Annotated in this window: 19 protein-coding genes and 1 tRNA gene; 17 read left to right on the top strand and 3 right to left on the bottom strand. The window is 60.2% G+C overall.

The window, feature by feature from the left end:
- The first annotated feature begins 125 nt into the window (after positions 1 to 125).
- The 15 genes from HMPREF2842_RS02530 to HMPREF2842_RS02460 all read left to right on the top strand — a co-directional run bounded on the left by HMPREF2842_RS02530 (position 126) and on the right by HMPREF2842_RS02460 (position 17172).
- Positions 126 to 803: a TenA family protein gene (locus HMPREF2842_RS02530; RefSeq protein WP_070642500.1), complete on the top strand. Its 678-nt coding sequence runs from the start codon at positions 126 to 128 to the stop codon at positions 801 to 803.
- Positions 804 to 1149: 346 nt separating this feature from the next.
- Positions 1150 to 1812, top strand: a complete 663-nt coding sequence (locus tag HMPREF2842_RS02525) for a vitamin K epoxide reductase family protein (protein WP_070642495.1) — start codon at positions 1150 to 1152, stop codon at positions 1810 to 1812.
- Positions 1813 to 2095: 283 nt separating this feature from the next.
- Positions 2096 to 2335 (top strand): hypothetical protein, encoded by a 240-nt coding sequence (locus HMPREF2842_RS02520; protein WP_005505761.1) that lies wholly within the window; start codon positions 2096 to 2098, stop codon positions 2333 to 2335.
- Positions 2336 to 2918: 583 nt separating this feature from the next.
- Positions 2919 to 6734: an Rne/Rng family ribonuclease gene (locus tag HMPREF2842_RS02515; RefSeq protein ID WP_070642492.1), complete on the top strand. Its 3816-nt coding sequence runs from the start codon at positions 2919 to 2921 to the stop codon at positions 6732 to 6734.
- A gap of 525 nt (positions 6735 to 7259) precedes the next feature.
- Positions 7260 to 7571, top strand: coding sequence for a 50S ribosomal protein L21 (gene rplU / locus HMPREF2842_RS02510; RefSeq protein ID WP_005505764.1), 312 nt, complete (start codon positions 7260 to 7262; stop codon positions 7569 to 7571).
- Positions 7572 to 7611: 40 nt separating this feature from the next.
- Entirely contained in the window at positions 7612 to 7869 is a 258-nt protein-coding gene (gene rpmA, locus HMPREF2842_RS02505; protein ID WP_005505766.1) for a 50S ribosomal protein L27, read from the top strand.
- Positions 7870 to 8063: 194 nt separating this feature from the next.
- The gene (obgE, locus tag HMPREF2842_RS02500) at positions 8064 to 9671 is read left to right on the top strand and encodes a GTPase ObgE (protein ID WP_070642488.1); all 1608 of its coding nucleotides are present in this window, start codon (positions 8064 to 8066) and stop codon (positions 9669 to 9671) included.
- A gap of 395 nt (positions 9672 to 10066) precedes the next feature.
- The gene (gene nadD / locus HMPREF2842_RS02495) at positions 10067 to 10816 is read left to right on the top strand and encodes a nicotinate-nucleotide adenylyltransferase (protein WP_049338424.1); all 750 of its coding nucleotides are present in this window, start codon (positions 10067 to 10069) and stop codon (positions 10814 to 10816) included.
- On the top strand, positions 10809 to 11876 hold the full coding sequence (locus HMPREF2842_RS02490; RefSeq protein WP_070642483.1) for a sulfite reductase subunit alpha: 1068 nt from the start codon (positions 10809 to 10811) through the stop codon (positions 11874 to 11876). Before nadD ends, HMPREF2842_RS02490 begins: the two co-directional genes overlap by 8 nt.
- A 66-nt stretch (positions 11877 to 11942) precedes the next feature.
- On the top strand, positions 11943 to 12380 hold the full coding sequence (gene rsfS, locus HMPREF2842_RS02485; RefSeq protein ID WP_005505774.1) for a ribosome silencing factor: 438 nt from the start codon (positions 11943 to 11945) through the stop codon (positions 12378 to 12380).
- 203 nt (positions 12381 to 12583) lie between these two features.
- Positions 12584 to 12656, top strand: a tRNA-Ala gene (locus tag HMPREF2842_RS02480).
- Positions 12657 to 12768: 112 nt separating this feature from the next.
- Entirely contained in the window at positions 12769 to 13743 is a 975-nt protein-coding gene (locus HMPREF2842_RS02475) for a cation diffusion facilitator family transporter (RefSeq protein ID WP_070642480.1), read from the top strand.
- Positions 13744 to 14087: 344 nt separating this feature from the next.
- Positions 14088 to 15488 (top strand): glutaminase, encoded by a 1401-nt coding sequence (locus tag HMPREF2842_RS02470; RefSeq protein ID WP_070642477.1) that lies wholly within the window; start codon positions 14088 to 14090, stop codon positions 15486 to 15488.
- Positions 15489 to 15795: 307 nt separating this feature from the next.
- Positions 15796 to 16854, top strand: coding sequence for a polysaccharide deacetylase family protein (locus HMPREF2842_RS02465; protein ID WP_070642473.1), 1059 nt, complete (start codon positions 15796 to 15798; stop codon positions 16852 to 16854).
- Between the two features lie 45 nt (positions 16855 to 16899).
- Positions 16900 to 17172 (top strand): hypothetical protein, encoded by a 273-nt coding sequence (locus HMPREF2842_RS02460; protein ID WP_239661600.1) that lies wholly within the window; start codon positions 16900 to 16902, stop codon positions 17170 to 17172.
- A gap of 97 nt (positions 17173 to 17269) precedes the next feature.
- Here HMPREF2842_RS02460 and HMPREF2842_RS02455 read toward each other — a convergent pair whose 3' ends face one another.
- The 3 genes from HMPREF2842_RS02455 to HMPREF2842_RS02445 form a co-directional block, all read right to left on the bottom strand.
- Positions 17270 to 17851: an excalibur calcium-binding domain-containing protein gene (locus tag HMPREF2842_RS02455; RefSeq protein WP_070642470.1), complete on the bottom strand. Its 582-nt coding sequence runs from the start codon at positions 17849 to 17851 to the stop codon at positions 17270 to 17272.
- A gap of 256 nt (positions 17852 to 18107) precedes the next feature.
- On the bottom strand, positions 18108 to 18833 hold the full coding sequence (locus tag HMPREF2842_RS02450) for a DsbA family oxidoreductase (protein WP_070642467.1): 726 nt from the start codon (positions 18831 to 18833) through the stop codon (positions 18108 to 18110).
- 191 nt (positions 18834 to 19024) lie between these two features.
- Positions 19025 to 20149, bottom strand: coding sequence for a polysaccharide deacetylase family protein (locus HMPREF2842_RS02445; RefSeq protein ID WP_070642463.1), 1125 nt, complete (start codon positions 20147 to 20149; stop codon positions 19025 to 19027).
- A 177-nt stretch (positions 20150 to 20326) separates the two neighbouring features.
- Between HMPREF2842_RS02445 and HMPREF2842_RS02440 the strand changes: the two genes are divergently transcribed.
- Complete coding sequence (locus tag HMPREF2842_RS02440) at positions 20327 to 21436, top strand: App1 family protein (RefSeq protein ID WP_070642460.1); 1110 nt, start codon at positions 20327 to 20329, stop codon at positions 21434 to 21436.
- Between the two features lie 786 nt (positions 21437 to 22222).
- A complete protein-coding gene (nrdH, locus tag HMPREF2842_RS02435; protein ID WP_005505794.1) occupies positions 22223 to 22447 on the top strand; it encodes a glutaredoxin-like protein NrdH in 225 nt (74 codons plus the stop codon).
- The last annotated feature ends 14 nt before the right edge of the window (positions 22448 to 22461 follow it).

The raw sequence follows: 22461 nt of genomic DNA, 5'->3' as shown, positions 1-22461 counted from the left end.
GCACGCCTTGGCGTCACGGTGCTATATTCGCTGAGGCGCCGGCCCCAACGCCTGAGGCCGCACCAACACACCCGCACACATACGCATACCAGCGACGGTATGCCACATAGTGAAAGGCACCCATCATGCCCGCACCCTTCACCGATTTGATCGGCACCGATTCGTTCACGGAGACGCTGCGTCAGGAGAACCTCGACACCTGGCTTGCCGCCACGAATCACCGCTTTGTTGCTGAGCTTTTTGACGGCTCGATCGCCCCGCAGGTCATGGCGGGTTACCTGGTGCAGGACTACCGCTTCCTCGATACCTTCCTCGCCCTGATTGGTGGCGCGATTGCTAACGCCGATACTCTCGCGGGTCGTCTGCGCCTCTCCGAGTTCGCGGGCGAAATCGCGGGGGACGAGAACACCTACTTCCTGCGTTGTTTTGAGACTCTGGGCGTGACCGAACATCAGCGTAACTCCATGCCCGATACGGAGGCGACCACCGGCTTCAAGCGTCTCTTCCTCGACGCGGCGGCAAGCGGCAGCTACGCGGCGATCCTGTCGGTGCTTGTGGTTTGCGAGGGCCTGTACCTGGATTGGGCGTCGAAAGCTCCCGCCAAGCGCCCCGAATCTTTTGTGCACCACGAGTGGATTACCCTGCACGACTACCCGGAGTTCCGTGAGCTGGTTGATTTCCTGCGCCGCGAACTGGACCGTGTGGGCCCGTCGGATGCGCAGCGTGCCCGCGAGTTCTTTAGCCGCGCGGTAGAGCTGGAGCAGCTTTTCTTTGATGAGTCGTACACCCACCCGCTGCCCTAAGTAATGCCCCAGATAAAGCCCTAGAAATATCCCGTTGAAACCTCCGGAAGGTTCCGCCCGCCGCTGAATGGCGGGCTCCTCCCGGGGGTTTTCGCGCGTTAAAGACTTCCCGAAGACACCTCGAAAGCGCCCCGAACGAGCCCTGAAAGTGCCCCGAAAAAGCTCAGAAAACGCGCCCATCTGCGTAAAATAGCACGTCATAAACGGAACATACAGGCTAACAGTGTGCCATTTGGCGGTGTGAGAGGCTAGGATAAATGGGGTACCGCTTCCGGGGTGCTGGCTATGCCGCGCCGGTATGTACCCGCTACTACACGAGGTGAAACACACTATCTAAAGGAGTCGTATGAGTACCGCCGCATCGAGTACTACCGAGCCCAACCACGCTGAGGCAGAAAAGCAGCAGGGGCGCAGGGGAACCCGGGCTGGCTACTCTGACCGACAGCTCGGGTTCTGGCTGATTGGTGCGGGTCTGATTGCGCTGATTTCTTCGGCGATTCTGGTGTATGAGCGCCTGCAGATTTATATTGATGCCGGCCACTCCACGGTCTGCGATATTAACGCCCTGCTTAGCTGCGGTACGGTGATGCGCACTCCGCAGGCAGAGGCTTTCGGCTTCCCGAACCCGTTCATTGGCCTGGTGGGCTTCTCGATTGTGGTGACTATCGGCGCTGCGATGATGGCGGGTGCACAGTTCAAGAAGTGGTTCTGGGTCTGCATGGACATTGGTTTGGCTGCGGCAACCGCGTTCATCATGTGGCTGTGGTACCAGACGACCTTCCAGATCAACGCCCTGTGCCTGTTCTGCATGATTGTGTGGGTTATGACCATCACGCTTTTTGTGAAGACCACGGTCCGCAATGTTTCGGTGGGGGTTATCCCGGCGTCGCAGTCGGTGCGTGAGAGCGCTCGCGGCTGGTCGTGGTTTGCGATTAGCCTGTGGGTAATCCTGATTTTCGGCATTATCGTGATCCGCTTCTTTGAGGTCATTGTGAATATGATGCGCTAAGCATTGAACTGTACCGCCCCGGTGCCTGTTGGTGCCGGGGCGTTGCTGTACCCGCAGGCAGATTGTGCCGGGAAGAATGCGGCGGGTAGATTGCGGTGGGTAGCGGAGGGGGGCGCCGGTGACCCGAGCCGTGAAGTCAGCGGGGAGGCGGCGCGGGTGCGTATAATGGTCAGGTATATTCATGAGCGGCATCAGCCGGGGCCGTCTGCGGGGTTCGCCTGCGGCGTCGACTGCCCGCCGTTCTGTTGGACACTAGATTCTTGATACCCCTTCGAGGAGAACCGTGAAGACTGCCGGAATCGCCGCAATGGGCGCTGCTGCCGTTATTTTTCTGACTGCCCTGCTGTTGCTGACCGCCGGTCACTTCTCGCTGCTGTGGGTAATTCTGCTGGTGGTTTCTCCGTTTGTTTTCATTCTGGGTGTTCCGTTTGCGACCGGTTCCGGTCCGGAGTACCTGCCGACCGACCCGAAGCTTGCTCAGCAGGCTCGTGAGGCGCGCGATGCGGAGCTGGGTCTGGACTAGCCCCTCCTCTGAAAGTTTTTTGAAGCCGGGTGATGCGTAGTGGCACGCCCGGCTTTGCTGTACCCGCTAGACGACTGCCGCAATGTGCCCCGCTGCAATGTGTCCCGCGTATCCTGCCGGGAGGTGGAGCCCAGATAGGATGGGCGGGGTGGCTTAGAGGTACCCTCTACCGGGTATAATGAAAAACGGTGTCTTGTGCGCCCCGCACGCGCATAAAGATCCCCACCAACGCATCGAGGGAGAGTACCCGAAGAGCGCCGGCTATAAGCCGCGGAGCATAACTGTCGCACCGCGCGGGCCCGCCCGCCTCGGCGAAGAAACCCGAAGACCGGCAGAGCACCCAGGAAGGGTGTGAGCGTGCCGTGCTCGAGAGCGAGGTGGCTGTGACCGTCGCGGCGCGCTCTGCGTTCCGCCCGCTCGCCCCCTACGGCAGAAGCACTGAACGAGATAGTGCCCGGTAGCGCCAATGAACGCGCACCGTAGGGTGAGGCTTGAGCCACGGTGACGGCAACTAGGCTTTGCGCTGTATGCGCGCTGTCAAAAATCCTCGCGATGCGGAGCGGGGTATGACGAAAGAAGATTAATGTCTGACGAGAAGAACGTCGAACTTGGGGTTTTTGAGGCGCTGAACGCCCTCGCGGAGGAGAAGAACGCCTCCGCAGAAACCCGCGAAACTCTGCGTAAGAATGTTCGTGAGAGCTCTGACGCCCAGCAGGGTACTGAGCGCCGCCGTCCGGGTCGCCCGAAGAAGGAGAAGGCTCCTGAGGTTCCCCTGGATGAGGCGATTGCGGCTGGCCTGACCAACCTGCGTAACGCTAAGGCTAAGCACGCGCCGGCACCGAAGGTTGCCGCTCCCGCTGCGTCTGAGACCGAGGTTGCTTCTACTCTGGATAGCCTGTTTGAGGCTGCTGAGAAGAAGGCGGCTGAGCCTGCTGTCGTGGAGAACACCGCGAAGGTCGAGACCGTCGAGAAAACCGCGAAGGTGGAGGAAGTTGTTGCTCCCGCCGCTGAGCCGGTTGCTGAGCCCGCCGCTGAGTCTGCCGTTGAGGTGAAGGAAGAGACCGCCAAGGTTGAGGTCGTAACCCCCGCAAAGGCTGAGGAAGCTGAGAAGACCGAGGCTGCCGTTGAAGCTCCTGTTGCTGAAGATACTGAGCAGAAGGCTGAAGAGGCTGCCGCAGAGCAGCCCGCTGAGGCTGCTGTAGTTGCTGAGGAATCCGCATCCGAAAAAGCTGCATCTGAGGCACCCGCCGCAGAAGAGTCTGCAGAAAAGCCCGCAGCTGAGGAACCCGTAGCTGAGGAACCTGAAGTAGCTCCCGAGCCCGTAAAGACCATTAGCGACCTGCAGCGCGAGAAGCTGCAGGAGCTGCGCTCGCGTACCCCCATGGGTGCGATGCCGCTGTTCATGGCACCCGAGCCGGAGGAGCTGAGCGAGCTCGCTGTTGCCGCCAAGCTGGAGCGTGAGGCACGCCGCGCCGCTGCCGAGGAGCAGAAGCGTAAGGAGCGCATGGAGCGCCGCCGTGAGGAGGCTGCCGCTGAGGCTGAGGTGACGAGCCACCGTCGCCGTCGCCGTCGCCGCGGTACCGAAGATATTGAGATTGAGGGCGGCGTTGATGATGAGGTTGAGACCGTCACCAAGGTGCGTGCACCGCGCCTGCCTGACTCTCACGCATCCAACACTGTGACCGGTGTGCGCGGTTCTACCCGCCTGGAGGCGAAGCGTGTGCGCCGCCGTGAGTCCCGTTCCCTGGGTCGCCGCCGCCACATCGTGACTGAGGCTGAGTTCCTGGCTCGCCGCGAGTCCGTGGACCGTCAGATGCTGGTTCGTCAGAAGGACGGCCGCATCCAGATTGGTGTGCTTGAGGACGGCGTGCTGGCTGAGCACTTCGTGTCTAAGACCCAGCAGGATTCCCTGATTGGCAACGTGTACCTGGGTAAGGTTCAGAACGTTCTGCCGTCCATGGAAGCTGCGTTCGTTGACATTGGTCGCGGCCGCAACGCTGTGCTGTACGCGGGCGAGGTCAACTGGGATGTCACCGGTCTGGACGGTGCACCCCGCAAGATTGAGAACGCCCTGAAGCCCGGCGATTCGGTTCTGGTGCAGGTCACTAAGGACCCGATTGGTCACAAGGGTGCCCGCCTGACCAGCCAGGTTTCCCTGCCCGGCCGCTTCCTGGTGTACGTGCCGGGTGGTTCGATGACCGGTATTTCCCGCAAGCTGCCCGACACCGAGCGTGCTCGCCTGAAGAAGATTCTGAAGGACAAGCTGCCCGAGGGTGCTGGCGTAATCGTTCGTACCGCGGCGGAGGGTGCTTCTGAAGAGGAGCTGACCCACGACATTAACCGTCTGCGTGCGCAGTGGGAAGAGATCCAGGAGAAGGCTAACTCCCGCAAGGTGCTGGCTCCGGAGATGCTCTACCAGGAGCCCGACCTGATGATTAAGACCGTGCGTGACGTCTTCAACGAGGACTTCACCGCGATGATCGTTCAGGGCGAGAACGCGTGGGATTCCATCGAGGCGTACGTGACGTACGTGGCGCCGGACCTGGTTTCCCGCCTGCAGCAGTGGGATTCCGCGGATGACCTCTTCGACCACTACCGCATTAACGAGCAGCTGGCGAAGGCACTGGACCGTAAGGTGTACCTGCCTTCGGGTGGTTCGCTGGTGATTGACCGCACCGAAGCCATGACTGTGGTGGACGTGAACACCGGTAAGTTCACCGGTAGCGGCGGCAACCTGGAAGAGACTGTCACCAAGAACAACTTGGAAGCGGCTGAGGAGATTGTCCGTCAGCTGCGTCTGCGTGATATCGGCGGCATTATCGTCATTGACTTCATTGACATGGTGCTTGAGTCGAACCGTGACCTGGTTCTGCGTCGCCTGATTGAGTGCCTGGGCCGTGACCGTACCAAGCACCAGGTGGCTGAGGTGACTTCGCTGGGTCTGGTTCAGATGACCCGTAAGCGTCTGGGCACCGGTCTGCTTGAGGTCTTCTCGGAGCCCTGCGAGCAGTGTGCCGGCCGTGGCCTGGTGGTTCACGATCAGCCACTAAGCGGTCGTAGCGGTGGCGCGTCGGATTACATCCACCGCCATGAGCGTAATGACCGTAAGCGTAGCCGTGCCGCTGCCCGCGAGGATTCTCGTGACCAGCAGAAGCAGGATGCCCTGGAGTCGAAGAAGGCTGAGCGCCGTAACGCTATGGCTGCGGTGGCTGCCGCATCCGCTCAGAGCGAGGACGTTTCGGAGGAGACCGCTTCGACCCGCAAGAAGCGTAAGCGCCGCAAGCGTTCGCGCCGCGCGGAGACCGCTGAGCTTTCGCTTGAGCAGGAAATTCAGGGTATTGCCGAGGCTGCCAGCGAGCAGGCTCACGCCGAGGTTGCTCAGCGTGAGGACAAGGTCGCTGAGGTCACCGAGGGCAACTGGATTGGTGAGCAGGGTGGTTTCTCCCTGGAGCAGCTGGCGAGCGCGTTCGACCGCGTGGAGGAGTCCGCTGAGGATTCCTCGAAGGACTCTGCTGAGGAGCGTTCTGACCAGGAACGTTCGGAAGAGCGTCGTTCGTCCAAGCGTGGCGAGAAGAAGTCTTCTCGTAACCGTAAGCGCCGCGAGCTGACCGATGCGGATATTGCCGCTGTGGAGGATTCCGGTGCGGGTGCGCTGGAGGACGAGCACCACGTTGACCCGGAGCTCGACCCGCGCTTTAGCCGCTCTTCGGATCGTTTCGAGGCGATTCGCGCTGGCGAGGCGAAGGCTCGTGCTTCTCAGAAGGCTGGCCGTCTTGCCCGCACCGAGGGTGAGTCGTTCCGTTCGGGCCGTGAGGATCGTGCGGCGAAGCGTCAGAACCGCGAGCAGCAGAACGCTGAGGCAACCTCCGAGAAGGCTCAGGAGTCCAAGCGTGTTGAGCGTGAGGACCTGCGCATTGAGGATGTCCGCGAGACTCCGCGTGCGTCCCGCCGCCGTGCTCGTCGTGCCGCTGATGAGAAGCGTGCCGAGAAGGCAGCTGAGCAGAGCGTGGCATCCGAGCAGGCACCCGCAAAGGCTGATAAGGTTGAGAAGTCTGAGTCTCGCACGGTTGTGACCGGCGTGATTGGTGCTCCGGCGGTGACCGGTGTGGTGGGCGCAGCTCCCGTAGCGGTTGAGGCTCCGGTTGAGGAGGCTCAGAAGCCTGCGGCTCAGGTGCCCGGTTCGACCCCGCGTAAGCGTCGCACTCGCCGTGCGGCTTCGAGCGCCGGTGCCGGTGCTCAGGTCGTGACCGTGGACGCTTCCGAGCGTGCTGAGGGTTCCGTGGTTGCTTCCGCTTCTGTTGCGGATGTGGCTCCGGTGGCTGATGACGCTTCGGCTCCTGTCTTGTTCGGCATTGGCGTTGCTGCTGCCGACATTAAGCGTGAAGGTAAGGACGATTAGTCTTTAGCTTCCGATCATCGGAATTCCGATGGTGTGTGTATATGAGATAGCCTCGGTAGGGCGAGCCGGAACTTCCCTACCGAGGCTATTTTTTCTGTGCGTGTGCTGCGTCATTTTAAAGGCGCTACTAAGAGTGCGGTGCAGTATTAGAGGAGCATCACGTGGTGTCTGCGGATAATCCGCAAAATTATCTATTGCGCGGCGCGTAGATCATGCCGTATCCTTAAGGACTGGTGTTTATCTCAGTGAAGCCCTATCGACGCAGGGCCAGCGGGAGACACCGCTCCCACCCGCATCGTCTTCGGCACGGTCGAGTATTTGGCTGAGTCGAAACGTGCGGGAGAGAGACACCACCGGTGAGCCTCGCGTGTTGGCTTCGGCGGGCAATCCCGCCGGAACGCACGGGCCGTTCCTCCTTATTCGCGGTCATTCGACTGGCGGGGGAGGGCGCACAGCAATGAAAGCGCAGGCTGCTCATTCGTGTGAGATCCAAGAAGCAAGTTGTCGAGAAAAGTGAGTCCCATAGTGGCATACGCGATTGTACGCGCTGGCGGCCGCCAGGAGAAGGTTTCCGTAGGCGACCTCGTTACCCTTGACCGTGTTGCAGGCGAGCCCGGCAGCACCATCGAGCTGCCCGTGCTGCTGCTCGTCGACGGTGACAAGGTCACCGCTGATGCAAAGTCCCTGGCTTCCGCCAAGGTTGTTGCTGAGAAGGTTGAGGACCTGCGCGGTCCGAAGATCGTTATTCAGAAGTACAAGAACAAGACCGGTTACAAGAAGCGTCAGGGCTTCCGCGCCGAGCTGACCACCGTCAAGATTACCGCTATCAACGCGTAATCGAAACGACCGGAATTCAACCCTAAGGTAGGAATACAGAATGGCACACAAGAAGGGCGCAAGCTCCACCCGTAACGGCCGTGACTCGAACCCCCAGTACCTCGGTGTTAAGCGCTACGGCGGCCAGTCCGTCAACGCAGGCGAGATTCTCGTTCGCCAGCGCGGCACCCACTTCCACCCCGGCCTGAACGTTGGCCGCGGTGGCGACGACACCCTGTTCGCTCTGGCAGCAGGCACCGTCGAATTCGGTACCCGCAAGGGCCGCAAGGTCGTTAACATCCTGGCAGCAGCTGAGTAATACTCACCGCTAGGGCAGAGGGGGTAGGCGTTAGTCTACCCCCTCTCGCTATGACCTCGAATGCCGTGGACGCCCGTGCTGGGCTCCACGATGAGGCGCACCCCAACCCGGTCGCGCCTGCCGCCGCATCCGCAACATGATTGGTGTGTGCCGTGCGGTGGCGAAGTGAAGATTTTCCAAGATAAGGAGAACCCGTGGCAGAATTCGTGGACCGCGTGGTCTTGCATGTATCTGGCGGTCGCGGAGGTAACGGCTGCGTCTCCGTGCGACGTGAAAAGTTTAAGCCCCTGGGCGGCCCTAACGGCGGTAACGGTGGTAATGGTGGCGCGGTGATTCTGCGCGTGGATAACCAGACCACGACCCTGCTGGAGTACCACCACAGCCCGCACCAGCACGCCCCGAATGGCGATATTGGTCGTGGCGATATGCACCACGGCTTTAACGGTGAGGACCTGATTCTGACCGTGCCGCAGGGTACTGTGGTGAAGGACCGCGAGGGTAATGTTTTGGCTGACCTGCTGCGTGTGGGCGACGAGTATGTTGCGGCCCGTGGTGGTATGGGCGGTCTGGGTAACGCTGCGTTGGCTTCGGCTAAGCGTAAGGCTCCCGGTTTTGCTCTGCTGGGCACCCCCGGTGAAGAGGCTGATATTGTTCTGGAGCTCAAGTCCATTGCGGATGTGGCTCTGGTGGGTTACCCCTCGGCGGGTAAGTCTTCGTTGATTGCTGCGATTTCTGCGGCGCGTCCGAAGATTGCTGACTACCCGTTCACCACTTTGATTCCGAACCTGGGTGTGGTGCAGGCGGGCGATGTTCGCTACACCGTCGCGGATGTTCCGGGTCTGATTGAGGGCGCTTCGGAGGGCCGCGGTCTGGGTCACCGCTTCCTGCGCCATGTGGAGCGTTCTTCGGCTCTTGTGCATGTGATTGACTGCGCTACTTTGGAGCCGGGCCGCGACCCGATCAGTGACTTTGAGGTGATTCGTGGCGAGCTGCAGAACTATGAGGTTGACCCGACTGCGGGTGTGACCGTGCCGCTGCATGAGCGTCCGCAGATTGTGGTGCTCAATAAGATTGACGTTCCTGAGGCTCGTGAGCTGGCGGAGTTTGTTCGCCCCGAGTTCGAGGAGATGGGCTTCAAGGTCTTCGAGATTTCGACTGCTTCCCATGAGGGTCTGAAGTCCCTGATCTTTGCGATGGCAAAGCTCGTGGAGGAGGACCGTGTGTCTCGTGCCGCTGCCGAGAAGGAAGCGGAGCGCGTGGTTGTTGAGGCTCCTGTGGTTCGCCCGAAGGGCTTCCGCGGTAAGAAGAAACAGGAGTTCACTATTCGCCGCGAGGAGCGTAACCTTGAGCCGCTGTTCCGCGTGATTGGTGAGAAGCCTGAGCGTTGGATTCAGCAGACTGACTTCAATAATGATGAGGCTGTCGGCTACCTGGCGGACCGCCTGGCGCGCCTGGGTGTTGAGGATGAGCTGTTCAAGGCTGGTGCTCGTGCCGGTGACGCCGTGGTGATTGGTGAGAATGACAACTCGGTGATCTTCGATTGGGAGCCGACCATGGTCGGTGGCGCTGAGTTGCTGTCCTCCCCGCGTGGTACGGACGCTCGTCTGGAAGAGATCATTCGCCCGACTCGTGCGCAGAAGCGTGTGGAGTACAAGGAGCGCATGGACGCGAAGGCGGAGGCTCGTGCCGAGCTGGAGTCCGAGCGCGCTGCAGGCGTGTGGACCGAGTCGGTTGAGTACCGCAAGAAGTTGAAGGAAGGCAAGGTCGACGAGAATATCGACATGCCGAACGTCGACGACTAATAGCTCAGCGTAGCTGTTGCCTAGACAGCTGTTTCCTAGGCAGCTGTTTTCTAGACAGTGAATGGTGCCGCGTACCGGGGTTTGGCTCCGGTGCGCGGCGCTTTCTTGTGCGCGGCGCTTTCTTTTGTGCACTGTGACTGCCTCTTGCACCGATTTCGCGCGTCGGAACATGCGGGTGAGCCTGCGGGTGGGCGTGCTGGCTGGGTATTCCACTGGCGGCTTAGCTCACCCCCGTCATTTCGGTGTTTTTGACCGTAAGAAGGTAGCATAGAGGGGAATGTACGCGGGCACCGTTTTCGGTGTTGCGTACCTTCTGTGTACCTGCCCGCATCCGCGCCTGTGGCGGCTCCCAAGTTGCCGTGGTGCGGTCTCTGTCCCCAGCAAGGACGGCATTTGTGACTGACCAGCCTGTTCACCTTGATTTTGGTGCTCCGAGCACCGAGTCGATTCCCCCGCGCACTCCCGGTCGGGTGCGTCTGGGCGTGATGGGTGGAACCTTCGACCCGATTCACCACGGACACCTGGTGGCAGCTAGTGAAGTTGCCGCCGTGTTCGACCTGGACGAGGTCGTGTTCGTTCCGACCGGTCAGCCCTGGCAGAAGGTGGGGGAGCGGCACGTGAGTGACGCTGAGCATCGCTACCTGATGACGGTGATTGCGACCGCGTCGAACCCGCGTTTTACGGTGAGCCGTATTGATATTGACCGTGGCGGCGCAACCTACACCTTTGATACGCTTAACGAGCTGCGCGCCCTGCGCCCGGATGCTGACCTGTTCTTCATTACCGGCGCGGACGCGATTAGCCAGATTATGACCTGGCGCAATGCCCATAAGCTGTGGGATTTGGCGACTTTTGTGGGCGTGACCCGCCCCGATCATGATCTGGATCCGCCGCTGGCTGAGGGTCGTCATATTACGACCCTGAAGATTCCTGCGATGGCGATTTCTTCGACCGATATTCGTCGCCGCGCAGCTGCAGACGCCCCCATCTGGTACCTGGTGCCCGATGGTGTGGTGCAGTACATTGCTAAGTACGGCCTGTACAAGAAGGACGCCTTGACGGCGTACCGTGACGGCTTGCCCCACGTGAAAGATGAGTCTGGGCAGGCACCCCAATCGACGAATAATGAGGGAACACATGAGTGAAGCTACGGGTTCGAAGCCCTATAGCGAGGACGAAGCGTACCTCTACGAGACGTACGTGACCGAGGACGGCATTGAGGTGCCGCCGCCTACTAAGGTGATGGGTCCGCGCCGTCTTGCCCGCTACCGTGAAGAAGTTGCCGAGTACCTGCGTGCGAACCGTCGTGGTGAGCATCCGAAGCCTGTTGAGAACATGGGCTCCGTGATTTATACGGACGCTATTGACCCGCAGGTTCTGGCTGTTCAGCGTCGTTTTGCGGCGCTGGCGGCTCAGGGCAAGATTGACACTGAGGCGAACGATGAGGAGAAGCTGCACGAGCCTGCTCCTCTGACCAGTAGCCTGCGTATTCTGCGCCCCGAAGAGATCGCGCAGAACCGTGTGGATGCGACCAGCCCCTCCGCGGTGGATAACCCGATGACTTCTTCGATCCCGGTCATTGCCGTGGTTAAGGAGGAGAAACCGGAACCCGAGCTGCACCAGTACCTGGTGCGCGATGAGCCGAAGGTTGAGGAGCTGGACAGCTCTGACGTTGAGACTGAGCAGACCGAGGTTGCTTCCGTTGAGGAAGAGACTGTTGAGGTTGCTGAGGTTGAAGAGTCTGCTGACGAGCTGCCCACCCGCGTGAGCGCGGTGGACGCGCAGGGTCTTGACCTGAGCGTGCTGGATAGCGCCTCCGCAGGGGATACCGTGGATTCGGTGGACGGCGACCCGACTGTTGCTCTGAGCCCGGATGAGGTTGAGGAGCTGCTGCAGCGCATGGTGGATCGTCAGGATCCCGAAGAGTCTGCTGCTCTGGTCGAAGAGGTCACCGAGGAAGCTGAGGAGTCTGAGGAAGTCGCGAAGGATGCAGAGTCCAAGGTTGCTGATTCTAAGGTTGCTAAGTCCAAGTCTGCTCCGGTACCTTCCGCTGAGGCTTCCAAGGAGTCCGCTTCTAAGGGCGCTGTTGAGAAGACTGAAGAGGTTCTGCAGCCTGCGCAGAAGGCCTCCCTGGCGTGGCTGTGGATTGTGCTGCTGCTCGCCCTGGTTGTTGTTGGTCTGATTATGATTTTTGGCCCTAAGTAGGCCGTGAACAATGCACCCCTGTTGCGGGTGCTGCCGGCGGGTGTTCTGCCGGCAAGGAAGGAAAATATGACTGCTGCACAGTCCTCGATTGAGGCTCTGCGCATTGCCGCCCGCGCTGCGGAGGAGAAGCAGGGAACTAACCTGTTCGCTGTGGATGCATCCGACGCGATGGGTCTGATTGATGGCTTCCTGGTGGTTTCTGCCCACAATGAGCGCCTCGTGAACGCTGTTGCGGATGAGGTTGAGGACGCTCTGCGTGAGCAGGCTGACCTGAAGCCGGTCCGCCGTGAGGGTCGTTCCTCGGGTCGTTGGATTCTGCTGGACTTCGGCGATATTGTCGTGCATGTTCAGCATGAGGAGGACCGCGAGTTCTACGCTCTGGATCGTCTGTGGGCTGAGGCCCCGCGTATTGAGCTGGGGGTTGAGAACGAGGCTCCCTTCGACATTGAGGGTGAGACTGAGGAAGATGCTGCGCGCATCATTCCCGCTCAGGATGAGGCGTAAGCTTGATTTTTAGCTGATGAGGGGTGGGCTCTGCTGGCGCTGTATGGTGCCGCGGGTCCGCCCCTTTCGGCGTGTTTGCGGGTATTTCTGCATGCCCGGTTGCCCCGGAACTTTTTTGGATTTTTGGGTGCGCTGGTTTGCATCGTTGTCCGTGGTGTGTGTAATATATTCATGTTGCCTCGTTGAGGTCACTAACTGAATATGGGGATATGGCGCAGCTGGTAGCGCACCTGCATGGCATGCAGGGGGTCAGGGGTTCGAGTCCCCTTATCTCCACGTTTTCCTCGGTTGAGGAGCTTGTCGCCCGGTTCTTGTGAATCGGGCGATTTTGCTATCTGCCGATAACTCTCGATAGTCAACAACACAGTTCATAGTTGAGGAGTCACTCATGGGAGCGCACGCACATCACGGCCACGGCGGGCATCACGGGCATCACCACGACCATTCGCATGCCCCGAGCCCGGAGGACGCCGCCTCGATGCGTCCGCGCCTGCTGATTGCGTTCAGTCTGGCGGTCGTTATTGTGTTGGCGCAGGCGATTGGTTCGTTGGTCACCGGAAGTCTTGCGTTGCTGACTGATACGGCGCACGCTGTTACGGATGCCTCGGGCCTGCTGGTGGCGCTTACGGCGGCTTCGCTCATGACGCGCCCGGCAACGTCCCGCCGCACGTGGGGTTTCCGCCGTATTGAGGTGCTTGCCGCCCTCGGGCAGTCGGTGCTGCTGCTGGCGGTGGGTATCTACACGGCGGTGGAGGGCGTGCATCGCCTGTTCGCCCCGCCGGAGGTGCCCGGCACCGAACTGCTGATCTTTGGTGTGGTCGGCCTGGTCGCAAACGTTATTGGCATTGCGGTGCTGGCTACGGCGAGGAACGCGAACTTCAATATGCGTGCCGCGTTCCTGGAGGTGCTCAATGACGCCCTGGGCTCGCTGGGCGTGATTGTGGCGGCTATCGTGATTTGGCTGACCGGCTTCTACCAGGCGGACGCCCTGGCGGGTCTATTCATTGCGGCGCTGATTGTGCCGCGTGCAGTACGTTTGATGAAGCAGACCACGGCGGTGCTCATGGAGTTTACCCCGGACGGCCTGGACCTGGACGCGATGCGTGAGCACATGCTGCGCGTTGAGGGCGTTGTGGAGGTGCACGATGTGCACGCCTCGATGGTGGCGACCGGTCTGCCGGTGGTGACCGCGCACGTGGTGGTTGCCGATTCGTGCTTCCATGATGGGTCTGCAGTGGAGATTTTGGACCGTATCCGTTCGTGCGTGGCGAGCCATTTTGAGGTGTCGGTGGAGCACTCGACTTTCCAGCTGGAGACTGCCGAGTTGGGTGGTCGTGAGTCGGCTTCGATTCGCCACCCGTAGGTTTTGCCCGGGCTTCGCCGGAGGTTCTGCCCGCCGCGGTAAATTACGGCAGAAAACGGCAAACCAGAACAGGTACCAGAGCCTGAAATAGCGGGGGAGTAGTGACCGTTATATTTGGTGGCTTCAACACGCAAAAGATACACTCTTTAGGGAGCAAAAGGTGCTCCTCACCCGCACACTTTGACAGGCCCGCTGGCTGGCTCTTTAGTTTGGCAGCCGCGGTAGCCTGTAACGATGAGCGCCTCAGCCCAGCTGAAACGGAATAGCTGAAACGGAACAGCGGGCGGGCGCATCCTAGAATTTTTGACGAGAACAACCACGATTAGCAGCAGATACGGAATACCATGCATTCACCTATTGCCACTTACCTGACCGAGACCCTCGAGTCGGTCGCTTCTGATACCTCCGGTGAGTTGGCAAACTACATTCCGGAACTTGCCGCCGTGGACCCGGACAAGCTTGCCGCGTCTATCGCCATGGTTGACGGTGAGCAATACGCCGCCGGTGACTCCGATGTGGAGTTCACAATTCAGTCGATTTCTAAGCCGTTCGTGTACGCCCTGGCGCTCGCGGACCGCGGCTATGATGACGTGCTTGCGAAGGTGGGCGTGGAGCCTTCCGGTGAGCCGTTCAACGAGCTGTCCCTGGAGGACGGCTCCGGTAAGCCGCTGAACCCGATGATTAACGCGGGTGCGATTACCACCCATTCGCTGGTGGGTCCTCCCGGTGCGACTCAGGGTGAGCGCATGGAGCGCGTCATTTCTGGTCTGTCTGCGTTTGCGGGCCGTCGCCTGTCGGTGAATGAGCGCGTGTACGAGTCTGAGCTGGAGCACGCGCACCGCAACTACGCGATTGCGCACATGCTGCGCGGCCACGGCATCCTGACCGGTGACCCGACCGTGGCGGTGCAGGGTTATACCCGCCAGTGCTCGCTGATGGTGACGGTCAAGGATTTGGCGTTGATGGCGGCGACTTTGGCGAACTATGGTGTACATCCGGTGACGGGTGAGCAGGTGGTTCCTAAGACTGTGGTGCGTCAGGTACTGAGCGTCATGTTCACGTGCGGCATGTATAACTCTGCGGGTGACTGGGCGACCCAGGTGGGTGTGCCGGCGAAGAGCGGCGTGGGCGGCGGCATTATTGGTGCGGTGCCCGGTCAGCTGGGTGTGGCGACGTTCTCGCCGCGTCTGGACGGTCACGGTAACAGTGTGCGCGGCGTGGAGCTGTTCGAGCAGTTCTCGGATGACATGGGCATGCACGTGATGAACGTGCCGACGGTGGCTCGTTCGGCGTTGCGTGCGAACTACCAGATTGGTTCGGGCGATGAGTCTATGCGCCTGATTCAGTTGCAGGGCCGCATCCGTTTTGCGGGTGTGGAGCGCGTGATTCGTGAGATTGTGGAATCTCCGATGGAGGGCTCCAAGGTTGCCCTGGACGTAACGCGCGTGTACGCAGTGGATGAGGTTGCTCAGAGCATGCTCCTGGAGCTGATGCGTCGTCTGCGGAATGACGGGTACAAGGTGTACCTGATTGATAATGACGAGACGATCACGAACACGGAAGCGCTACGCAGCATGGGTGTGAAGGTTCTGACGAACCCGGCGGCGGTGACTTCTGCCGAGTCGGATGCTGAGCGCGTGGCTGAGGCTGACGCTGAAGAGGCTGCGGAGGCTGCGGCTCTGGAGACGCTGAATGCGTTGGAATCCGCTCAGGCGGAACAGCCGGAAGCATCTGAATCTGAGTAGGTTTCTATCCGCGTACTTGATTGTACGATTGTGTGAACTTATATATTGAGGCCCCTTTCCCAGGCGCGTTATGAACGTGTTCTGGGGGAGGGGCCTTGCTGTGCTTACCTAGAATTGCGCCTTGCGCTGTAGCTGGAGCCGTACCTGGATTGCCTGGCGTGGGGGTAGCTTAGTGTACTGAGCGTGGTCTTCGGTGAGTGAGTGGACTGAACGTGTATAAAGGTTCTTTAATAGCGCCGTTGTTAATCATTAAGTAATATTTTGAATTTTTCGATAGCTGACGGCGGTCTCATCATACACTCGTAATATGAACACTGTTCCACACCCAGAAACACCTATCGCTCCTCGTCAATCCGCTATTACTGATCCCACCGCTGACCGGGCGGTGGCGGGTGCTTCTGCCCGCGCCTCCATGGGGCGACGGGAACTCTTACAACACGTTGGTACCTTTGGTCTGGGCGCGGTGAGCTTCGGTGTGCTGGGTCTTGGCCTCACCGGTTGCACCACGTCCGCGGCGGATGACGCTCACGAGGTAACGGCTAGTGGGTCTGCCTCGGGCAGTACCCCGTCGAACACCCCGTCCGGTAGTGCGTCGGGTAGCGCCTCGGCGAGCCCTTCTTCGACCCCTTCGGCAAGCTCGGCGGCTGCCCCTTCCGCATCTGGCTCTGCAACGGGTACCCCATCCCCGACCGCTGCGGCATCTAAGACCGCTTCTGCGACTGCGACCTCGTCGAACCCGGTTCCCGAAGCTCGTGCCTGGACTGGCCCGCAGACCGGCCTGCCCGGTGAGGGCAAGTATATTGCGTGGACGGTCGATGACGGCGCCGACCCGGAGGTGGTACGCGCCTACGCGGAGTTTTCTCGCCGTACCGGCACGCGCCTCACCTTCTTTATCAACGGTCAGTACCCGGCGTTTAGGCAGCATCGTGACCTGTTGTTGCCGCTGGTGAAGAGCGGTCAGTTGCAGATTGCGAACCATACGTATAGTCATGCGGCGTTGACGAGCCTGACGGATGAGCAGATTGTTCAGGAGTTGACCCGTAATGATGAGGAGATTAGGCATCTGTTTGGGGTTTCGTCGAAGCCGTATTTCCGCCCGCCGTACGGGTATTATGATGCGCGCGTGTTGGCGGCTGCGGCGTCGTGTGGTTTTACGCGACCGGTTCTGTGGTACGGGTCGTTGGCGGATTCGTCTAATATTTCTTCGGCTGAGGTGTATGCCTATGCGGAGAAGTATGCGTTGGCTCAGCATATTGTGATTGGGCATTTGAATTATCGGGGTGTGGTGTCTGAGCTGGACCGTATTCGGGCGTTGTTGGATCGGCGCGGGTTGAAGACGGTGACGATTCGTGACTATTACGGGTAGTGCGGGGGAGCCCCGGTGAGGGTTCTGGTGGGTATACTGGGAGGCATGATGAAGCTTCCTCAGAACCCTCTCCTTCGGCAGGTGCACCGTTTCCGTGAGTCGCTGCTGCTTCTGCTGTATTACTCGCTGTCTTTTCTGGGTGTGCGGTGGATGCGCACGGGGCATCCGCGTGTGGCGGCGGTGTGGTCTGTGGGTTTGTGGCTGAATTTGGTGCTGCGTGGCATGGGCCAGGTGGTGCGTATGCTGGTGCCGGTCCTGCAGGATGCGGAGGCGCGCCGTGCTCGTGCTGAGCGTGCCCGCGCCTACCAGCCGCGCTAACCTCACCGGCTGAGCTGACAGAACGAGGCTGATATGACGAAGCCCCCTCGTACTAGAAATAGTACGAGGGGGCTTCGCTATAAGGGCAGACGGAAGCCTAGCGCTTCTTCTTCGGCTCGCACGCCACACCGTCACCGTCTTTATCTAGACCCGGGCGGTAACCCGGCTCGCCACGATGCAGGGGCGCCGCACCAGCCGCACGAGCATCAGCGCATGTTTCGTAGTAAACACTCGACCGCGCAGGAGCCTGCTGAACCGGCTGCGCGGGAGCTTGCTGAGCGGGAGCCTCAGCCGCCGGTGCCTGTGCGGGCGCCTGCTGGACGGGCGCCTCCGTAGCTACCGGCGCCTGCTGAACAGGCTCAGCCTGTTGCGCGGGAGCCGCAGAAACCGGAGCCGCCGGCGCCTCCGCGGAAGGTGCCTGCACGGGCGCCTCAGTAGTCGGAACCGGAGACGGGGTTACCGTCGGGGCAGGAGACTCCGAAGGAGTCGCAGACGCACTCGGCGTCGGAGAAGAACTAGGAGTAGCTGAAACCGAAGGGCTAGCAGAAACAGACGTCGACGATGACGCAGAAGGCACAGGCTTCGGAGCGCGAACAGACGAAGAGCAACCAGTCAGCAGCAGAGCACCCGCAAGAGCACCCGCAAGAACACCAGCGGTCGCGGTGTGAATTTTCAACACAATATTCCTTTATAAAGTGAGTGGATAAGCGTGTTCACCGTAGAACACACACTCAAGTGTAAATGAAAACGGCCCCATCCGCAGGTAGTATTGAGCCCCCAAAAATTTCTCACAAGGGAAGATGTAGCGTGCGGGCATAGCAAAGCCCCCTCGTACTGGAAATAGTACGAGGGGGCTTCGCTATATCTGAGGCTGCATTAGCCGGGGCTCTAGGGGAGTATCGCCTCCTCCAGGACGGCTCTAGCCAGAGCCGCCGCTAGGAGCAGTTGCCGTTCACATCGCAGGACGCGCCAGACTCAGAAGCCTGAGCGTTCTCGGTAACCAGCGGGTTCAAAAACTCAACACGGTGAGTCTCCTCCCACACCTGACGCAGCGCCTGCACCAGCATCTTCGCAGGCTGCGCACCACTGACCGCCCACTTCGACTCAATCAAGAAGAACGGCACACCATTAATGCCCAGCTGGCGCGCCAACTGCTCATCAGCACGCACATCCGCCGCGTAACGGTCGCTCTTCAACACCGCCTCAACCTCGGCGGTATCCAGGCCAATCTCAGAAGCAATATCCAGAATCGACTCGTGATCCTGCACCGAACGGCCCTGCGTAAAGTACGCCAGCTTAAACGCCTCCTCCGCCGCCGACGCCAAGCCCTGCTCCGCCGCATAGTGAATCACACGGTGCGCATCAAACGTGTTACCGTAGCGTGCCTGACGCCAATTGAAATCCAAACCCACCTCGCGGGCACGCTCCGCCAACGACTCCTGGCTCGCAATCGCCTGCTCCAGCGACATCTGATACTTACCGGCAATCATCTCAGGCAGCGAACCGGCAGGATGCTCCGTAGCCGACGGGTCCAGCTCAAAACTATGCCACACCACCTCAACCTCGTCACGGTGCTCAAACTCGGCGAGCGCCTGCTCCAGGTTACGCTTGCCCACGTAGCAGAATGGGCACACAATATCGGACCAAATATCAATACGCATGTTATCTATTCCTCTCATACTCGGATGCGGCACACTGCCGCCTGTACGCTCACCTAACGCCCCGGTTGCCGCGTTTATTCCCCAGCCTTTATTCCCGCGCGTTTATTCTCGCCGGGTACGGCAAAGCCCCCTCGTACCGGTCCGTAGGGGAACCGGGTCAAGGGGGCTTAGCACACGTGAAATACGCGACCCTATCGGCGGGCAGCCGCCGGTGCGGTAGTGGCAGTGGCCGCGGGAGCAGTCGTAGCCGCAGGTGCGGCGGTCGCACGAGCCGGCGGAGCCGTCGTTGCCGCCGGAGCGGTCGTAGCCTGCTGATTAGCTGCCGCCTCATCCTCATAGCGGGTAGTCGGCGCCTGAGTCGGAGCCTCAGTAGTCGGCTCCGGGGTAGGGGTAGGCGCCTCCGTAGTTGCCTCGGGGGAGGGGGTGTTCTCCTCCGGGGTGGGGGTCGGCGAAGGAGCCGCCGCCTTAATCTCTTCCTCGGATGCGTCACCGTAGTAGTCACGAACCGTCACCGCAGTCAGGCCGCGGTCATCAATCAGACCCTTCACCTTATCCAGAATCGGGATGATCGTCTCATAGTTCAGGTGGCCCAACACAATCTGCTGCGGCAGCATGTAGCGGATGCAACGCATGTAAATCACACGGGAGCTGGTCTTCGCCTCGTCGCCGGTAGTGCCGTTCCACATGACCGGGCGGGTAAAACCAATCTCACCGGCAGCCTTCAGCACCGCATCGTTGTAGCGGCCGTAGGGCGGGCGGAAGTACGGCTTCGACGAGACACCGAACATGCTCATAATCTCGTCTTCGTTACGCTGCAGCTCTTCCTTCACGCCCTCAGCGTCCAGGGTGGTCAGATCGGCGTGGCTGTAGGTATGGTTCGCAACCTGAATCTGGCCGCTCTGAACCAGCGGACGCAGCAACGACACATGCTCCTTAAAACCGGTGTAAGAAGCGTTAATGAAGAAAGTCAGGCGAGTATTCGTACGCTTCGAGAACTCAGCGTAGCCGCGAATCGCCTCCGGGCTTGCGCCGTCATCAACAGTCCACGCAACATACTTGCCGTCACCAACGAGGGAGTTGCCGATGCCGGGCCATTCGCGCGGCTTATCAACCGGGTTGCCAGCAGCGGCAACGGTCGGCGAATTCGTGGGTGCGGGGCGAGTAGCAGCAGCAGAGGTCTCGCCGCCAGCCTGATACGGAGTGAAATTACCGCTGGTGCCGTCGTAGTCATTCGACTTCTTCGAGCAGGCAGCAATCAGCGGAAGCATAGCAGTGCCGAGCACAAAAAGTCGGCGGTTAGGCTGTGAGTGGGTCATACTCTCCAGGATAACGCCCCCACCTGCAAGGAACGAATCTGAACAGCGAATACACCCTAAATAATGTGCACATCACACCCCGCGCTCAGCACCACAGTATTAATAGGTATAAAAACTAGGTATAAGAACACAAAATCCTAAAGCCGCAAGCCGGTAACGCTCCGCTACACTAGTGGGATGGAGAATTTGGGCACTCACGAACTGCGCAACCTTGTGAACGATGCTGCCGACGAGGCAGTCAACATCGGCTACCGTGTTGCAGACCGGCTGCACAGGTGGCGCGAAAAGCGTGCCATCGCCGCCGGTCGCGAGCCTATCCTCGTGCCCACCGAAGGCTACGGACGCGCCGCCTCCGAAGGCAACCCCGGCTGGGTCCGCATCATCGCCCGCGCACTCTACAAGACAGTCAACCTCGAACGCCTCCTGCAGGTCGTAGAAGGCACCCAAGACACCGCCAACCCCATGCGCGGCTGGCGCTCCTTCACCGCAACCGCAATGTCCGATGCGCCCGTCACCATCGTCATCGACGGCACCAAGTACGAGGCGTACACCGACCGCGGCGGCGTGCTCGACGTCAAACTCAGCATCGACCTGGAACCCGGCATGCACGAAGTCATCATGTATGTGCCCGGCTCCCGCGCCGTAGCAACCAGCGTCTACATCGTTCCCAAAAGCCAGAAGCTCGGCGTCATCATGGACGTCGACGACACCGTCATGGTCACCATGCTGCCGCGCCCCCTGGTTGCCGCCTGGAACTCTTTCATCCTCGACGAGCACGCACGCATCCCCACCCCCGGCATGGCGGTCATGACCGACCGTATCCGCCGCAGCCACCCGAATGCGCCGTTCATGTACCTGTCCACCGGCGCCTGGAACATCACCCCGACCCTGCGCCGCTTCCTCAGCCGCAACGGCTACCCGCGCGGCACGTTCCTGCTGACCGACTGGGGCCCCACCCCGGACCGCTGGTTCCGCTCCGGCACCAACCACAAGGTTGAGTCCCTGCGCCGCCTCGCCGAGGAATTCCCGCAGATGAAGTGGATCCTCGTCGGTGACGACGGGCAGCGCGACCCGTACATCTACAACGGCTTCGCGGTACGCTACCCGGACAAGGTGGCGGCAATCGTCATCCGCAACCTGACGGTGGGGGAGACCATGCTCGCCTCCGGCCGCGTGTGGAGCGACTACCGCGCCGAACAGATGATGCGCTCGCCTCTGTGGATTGAAGCCACCGACGGCGTAACGCTGAGTAAGAAGCTGCGTGAGCTGGGCCTGATCGATTTCTAGGCGGCAGCCGCACCGGTACTTCTCGCCGGTTGCTAAAACCAGCGCCGATACCCAGTAAACCCACCGTAAATACCGTGAAATACCGGTATATGCGGTGGGTTTTGCCATTCCAGAAGCATTAACCAACTTAAACCCACGACACACCGGCTACCGAAAAAGAGTTAAAAATCTTTTCTACAGCCTTAATCACACAGCTTAGACCCGCTCGAAGGGGGTTAACCCCCGCCTTTAAGAAAGTCTGTTCTGCTTTAAAACCGCGCCGTTCCGCGCAAGAATGGGCGAGAGTTAAGATCTCTTTAAAATCAAGCCCGAATCTGCCGGGTTTTATGCCCCCAAACGCATACATGAGGTTAACTGAACCTCAACTCAGCGGGCGAATGAACCCTTAAAAATCCTGACCAACTTAAACCCCACCTGTGGATAACCCGGCACACCCCGCGAAAATACGGCGAACTAGCCCCGCGGCAGGGTGTGGATAAGCTGTAGACACCCTCTCTTAAGTGGGTTCAACTGTGGGTTTATCGAACGAAACACGACCCTCGCACCACATCATCTTGTGGTGAAGAAAAATCTCGACACTAGATGTAGTATTAATACTCGGTTCCACCACTACGGCACGTTTAGGCACCCTGCCCCAGCGCAGGAAACCGCCACACCCCCACTAGAAGGGGGCAGTGGAGGGCACAGCGCCCGCCGTAAACAACATGTGGTGAACCACCGACGAAACACGCCAGATTCATTCACGAGATAGCCCCGCCCGAGCGGGAGAAAGTAAGAGGCACTCCCATGGTAGTGACCGTGTACACCAAGCCCCAGTGCGTCCAGTGCAACATGACCTACCGCGCCCTCGACGCGAAGGGTATCAGCTACACCAAGGTTGATATCACCGAAGACGCTCAGGCCCTCGAAATGGTCAAGTCCCTCGGCTACATGCAGGCACCCGTCGTCATCGCAGGCGACGAGCACTGGTCCGGCTTCCAGCCCGACAAGATCAACGCTCTGGCAGCGTAACAGCCCTGCCGAAA

Source organism: Rothia sp. HMSC069C10 (assembly GCF_001812205.1).
In the GTDB taxonomy this organism is placed as follows: Bacteria; Actinomycetota; Actinomycetes; order Actinomycetales; family Micrococcaceae; genus Rothia; species Rothia mucilaginosa.
This window is presented reverse-complemented; position numbering and strand designations above follow the sequence as displayed.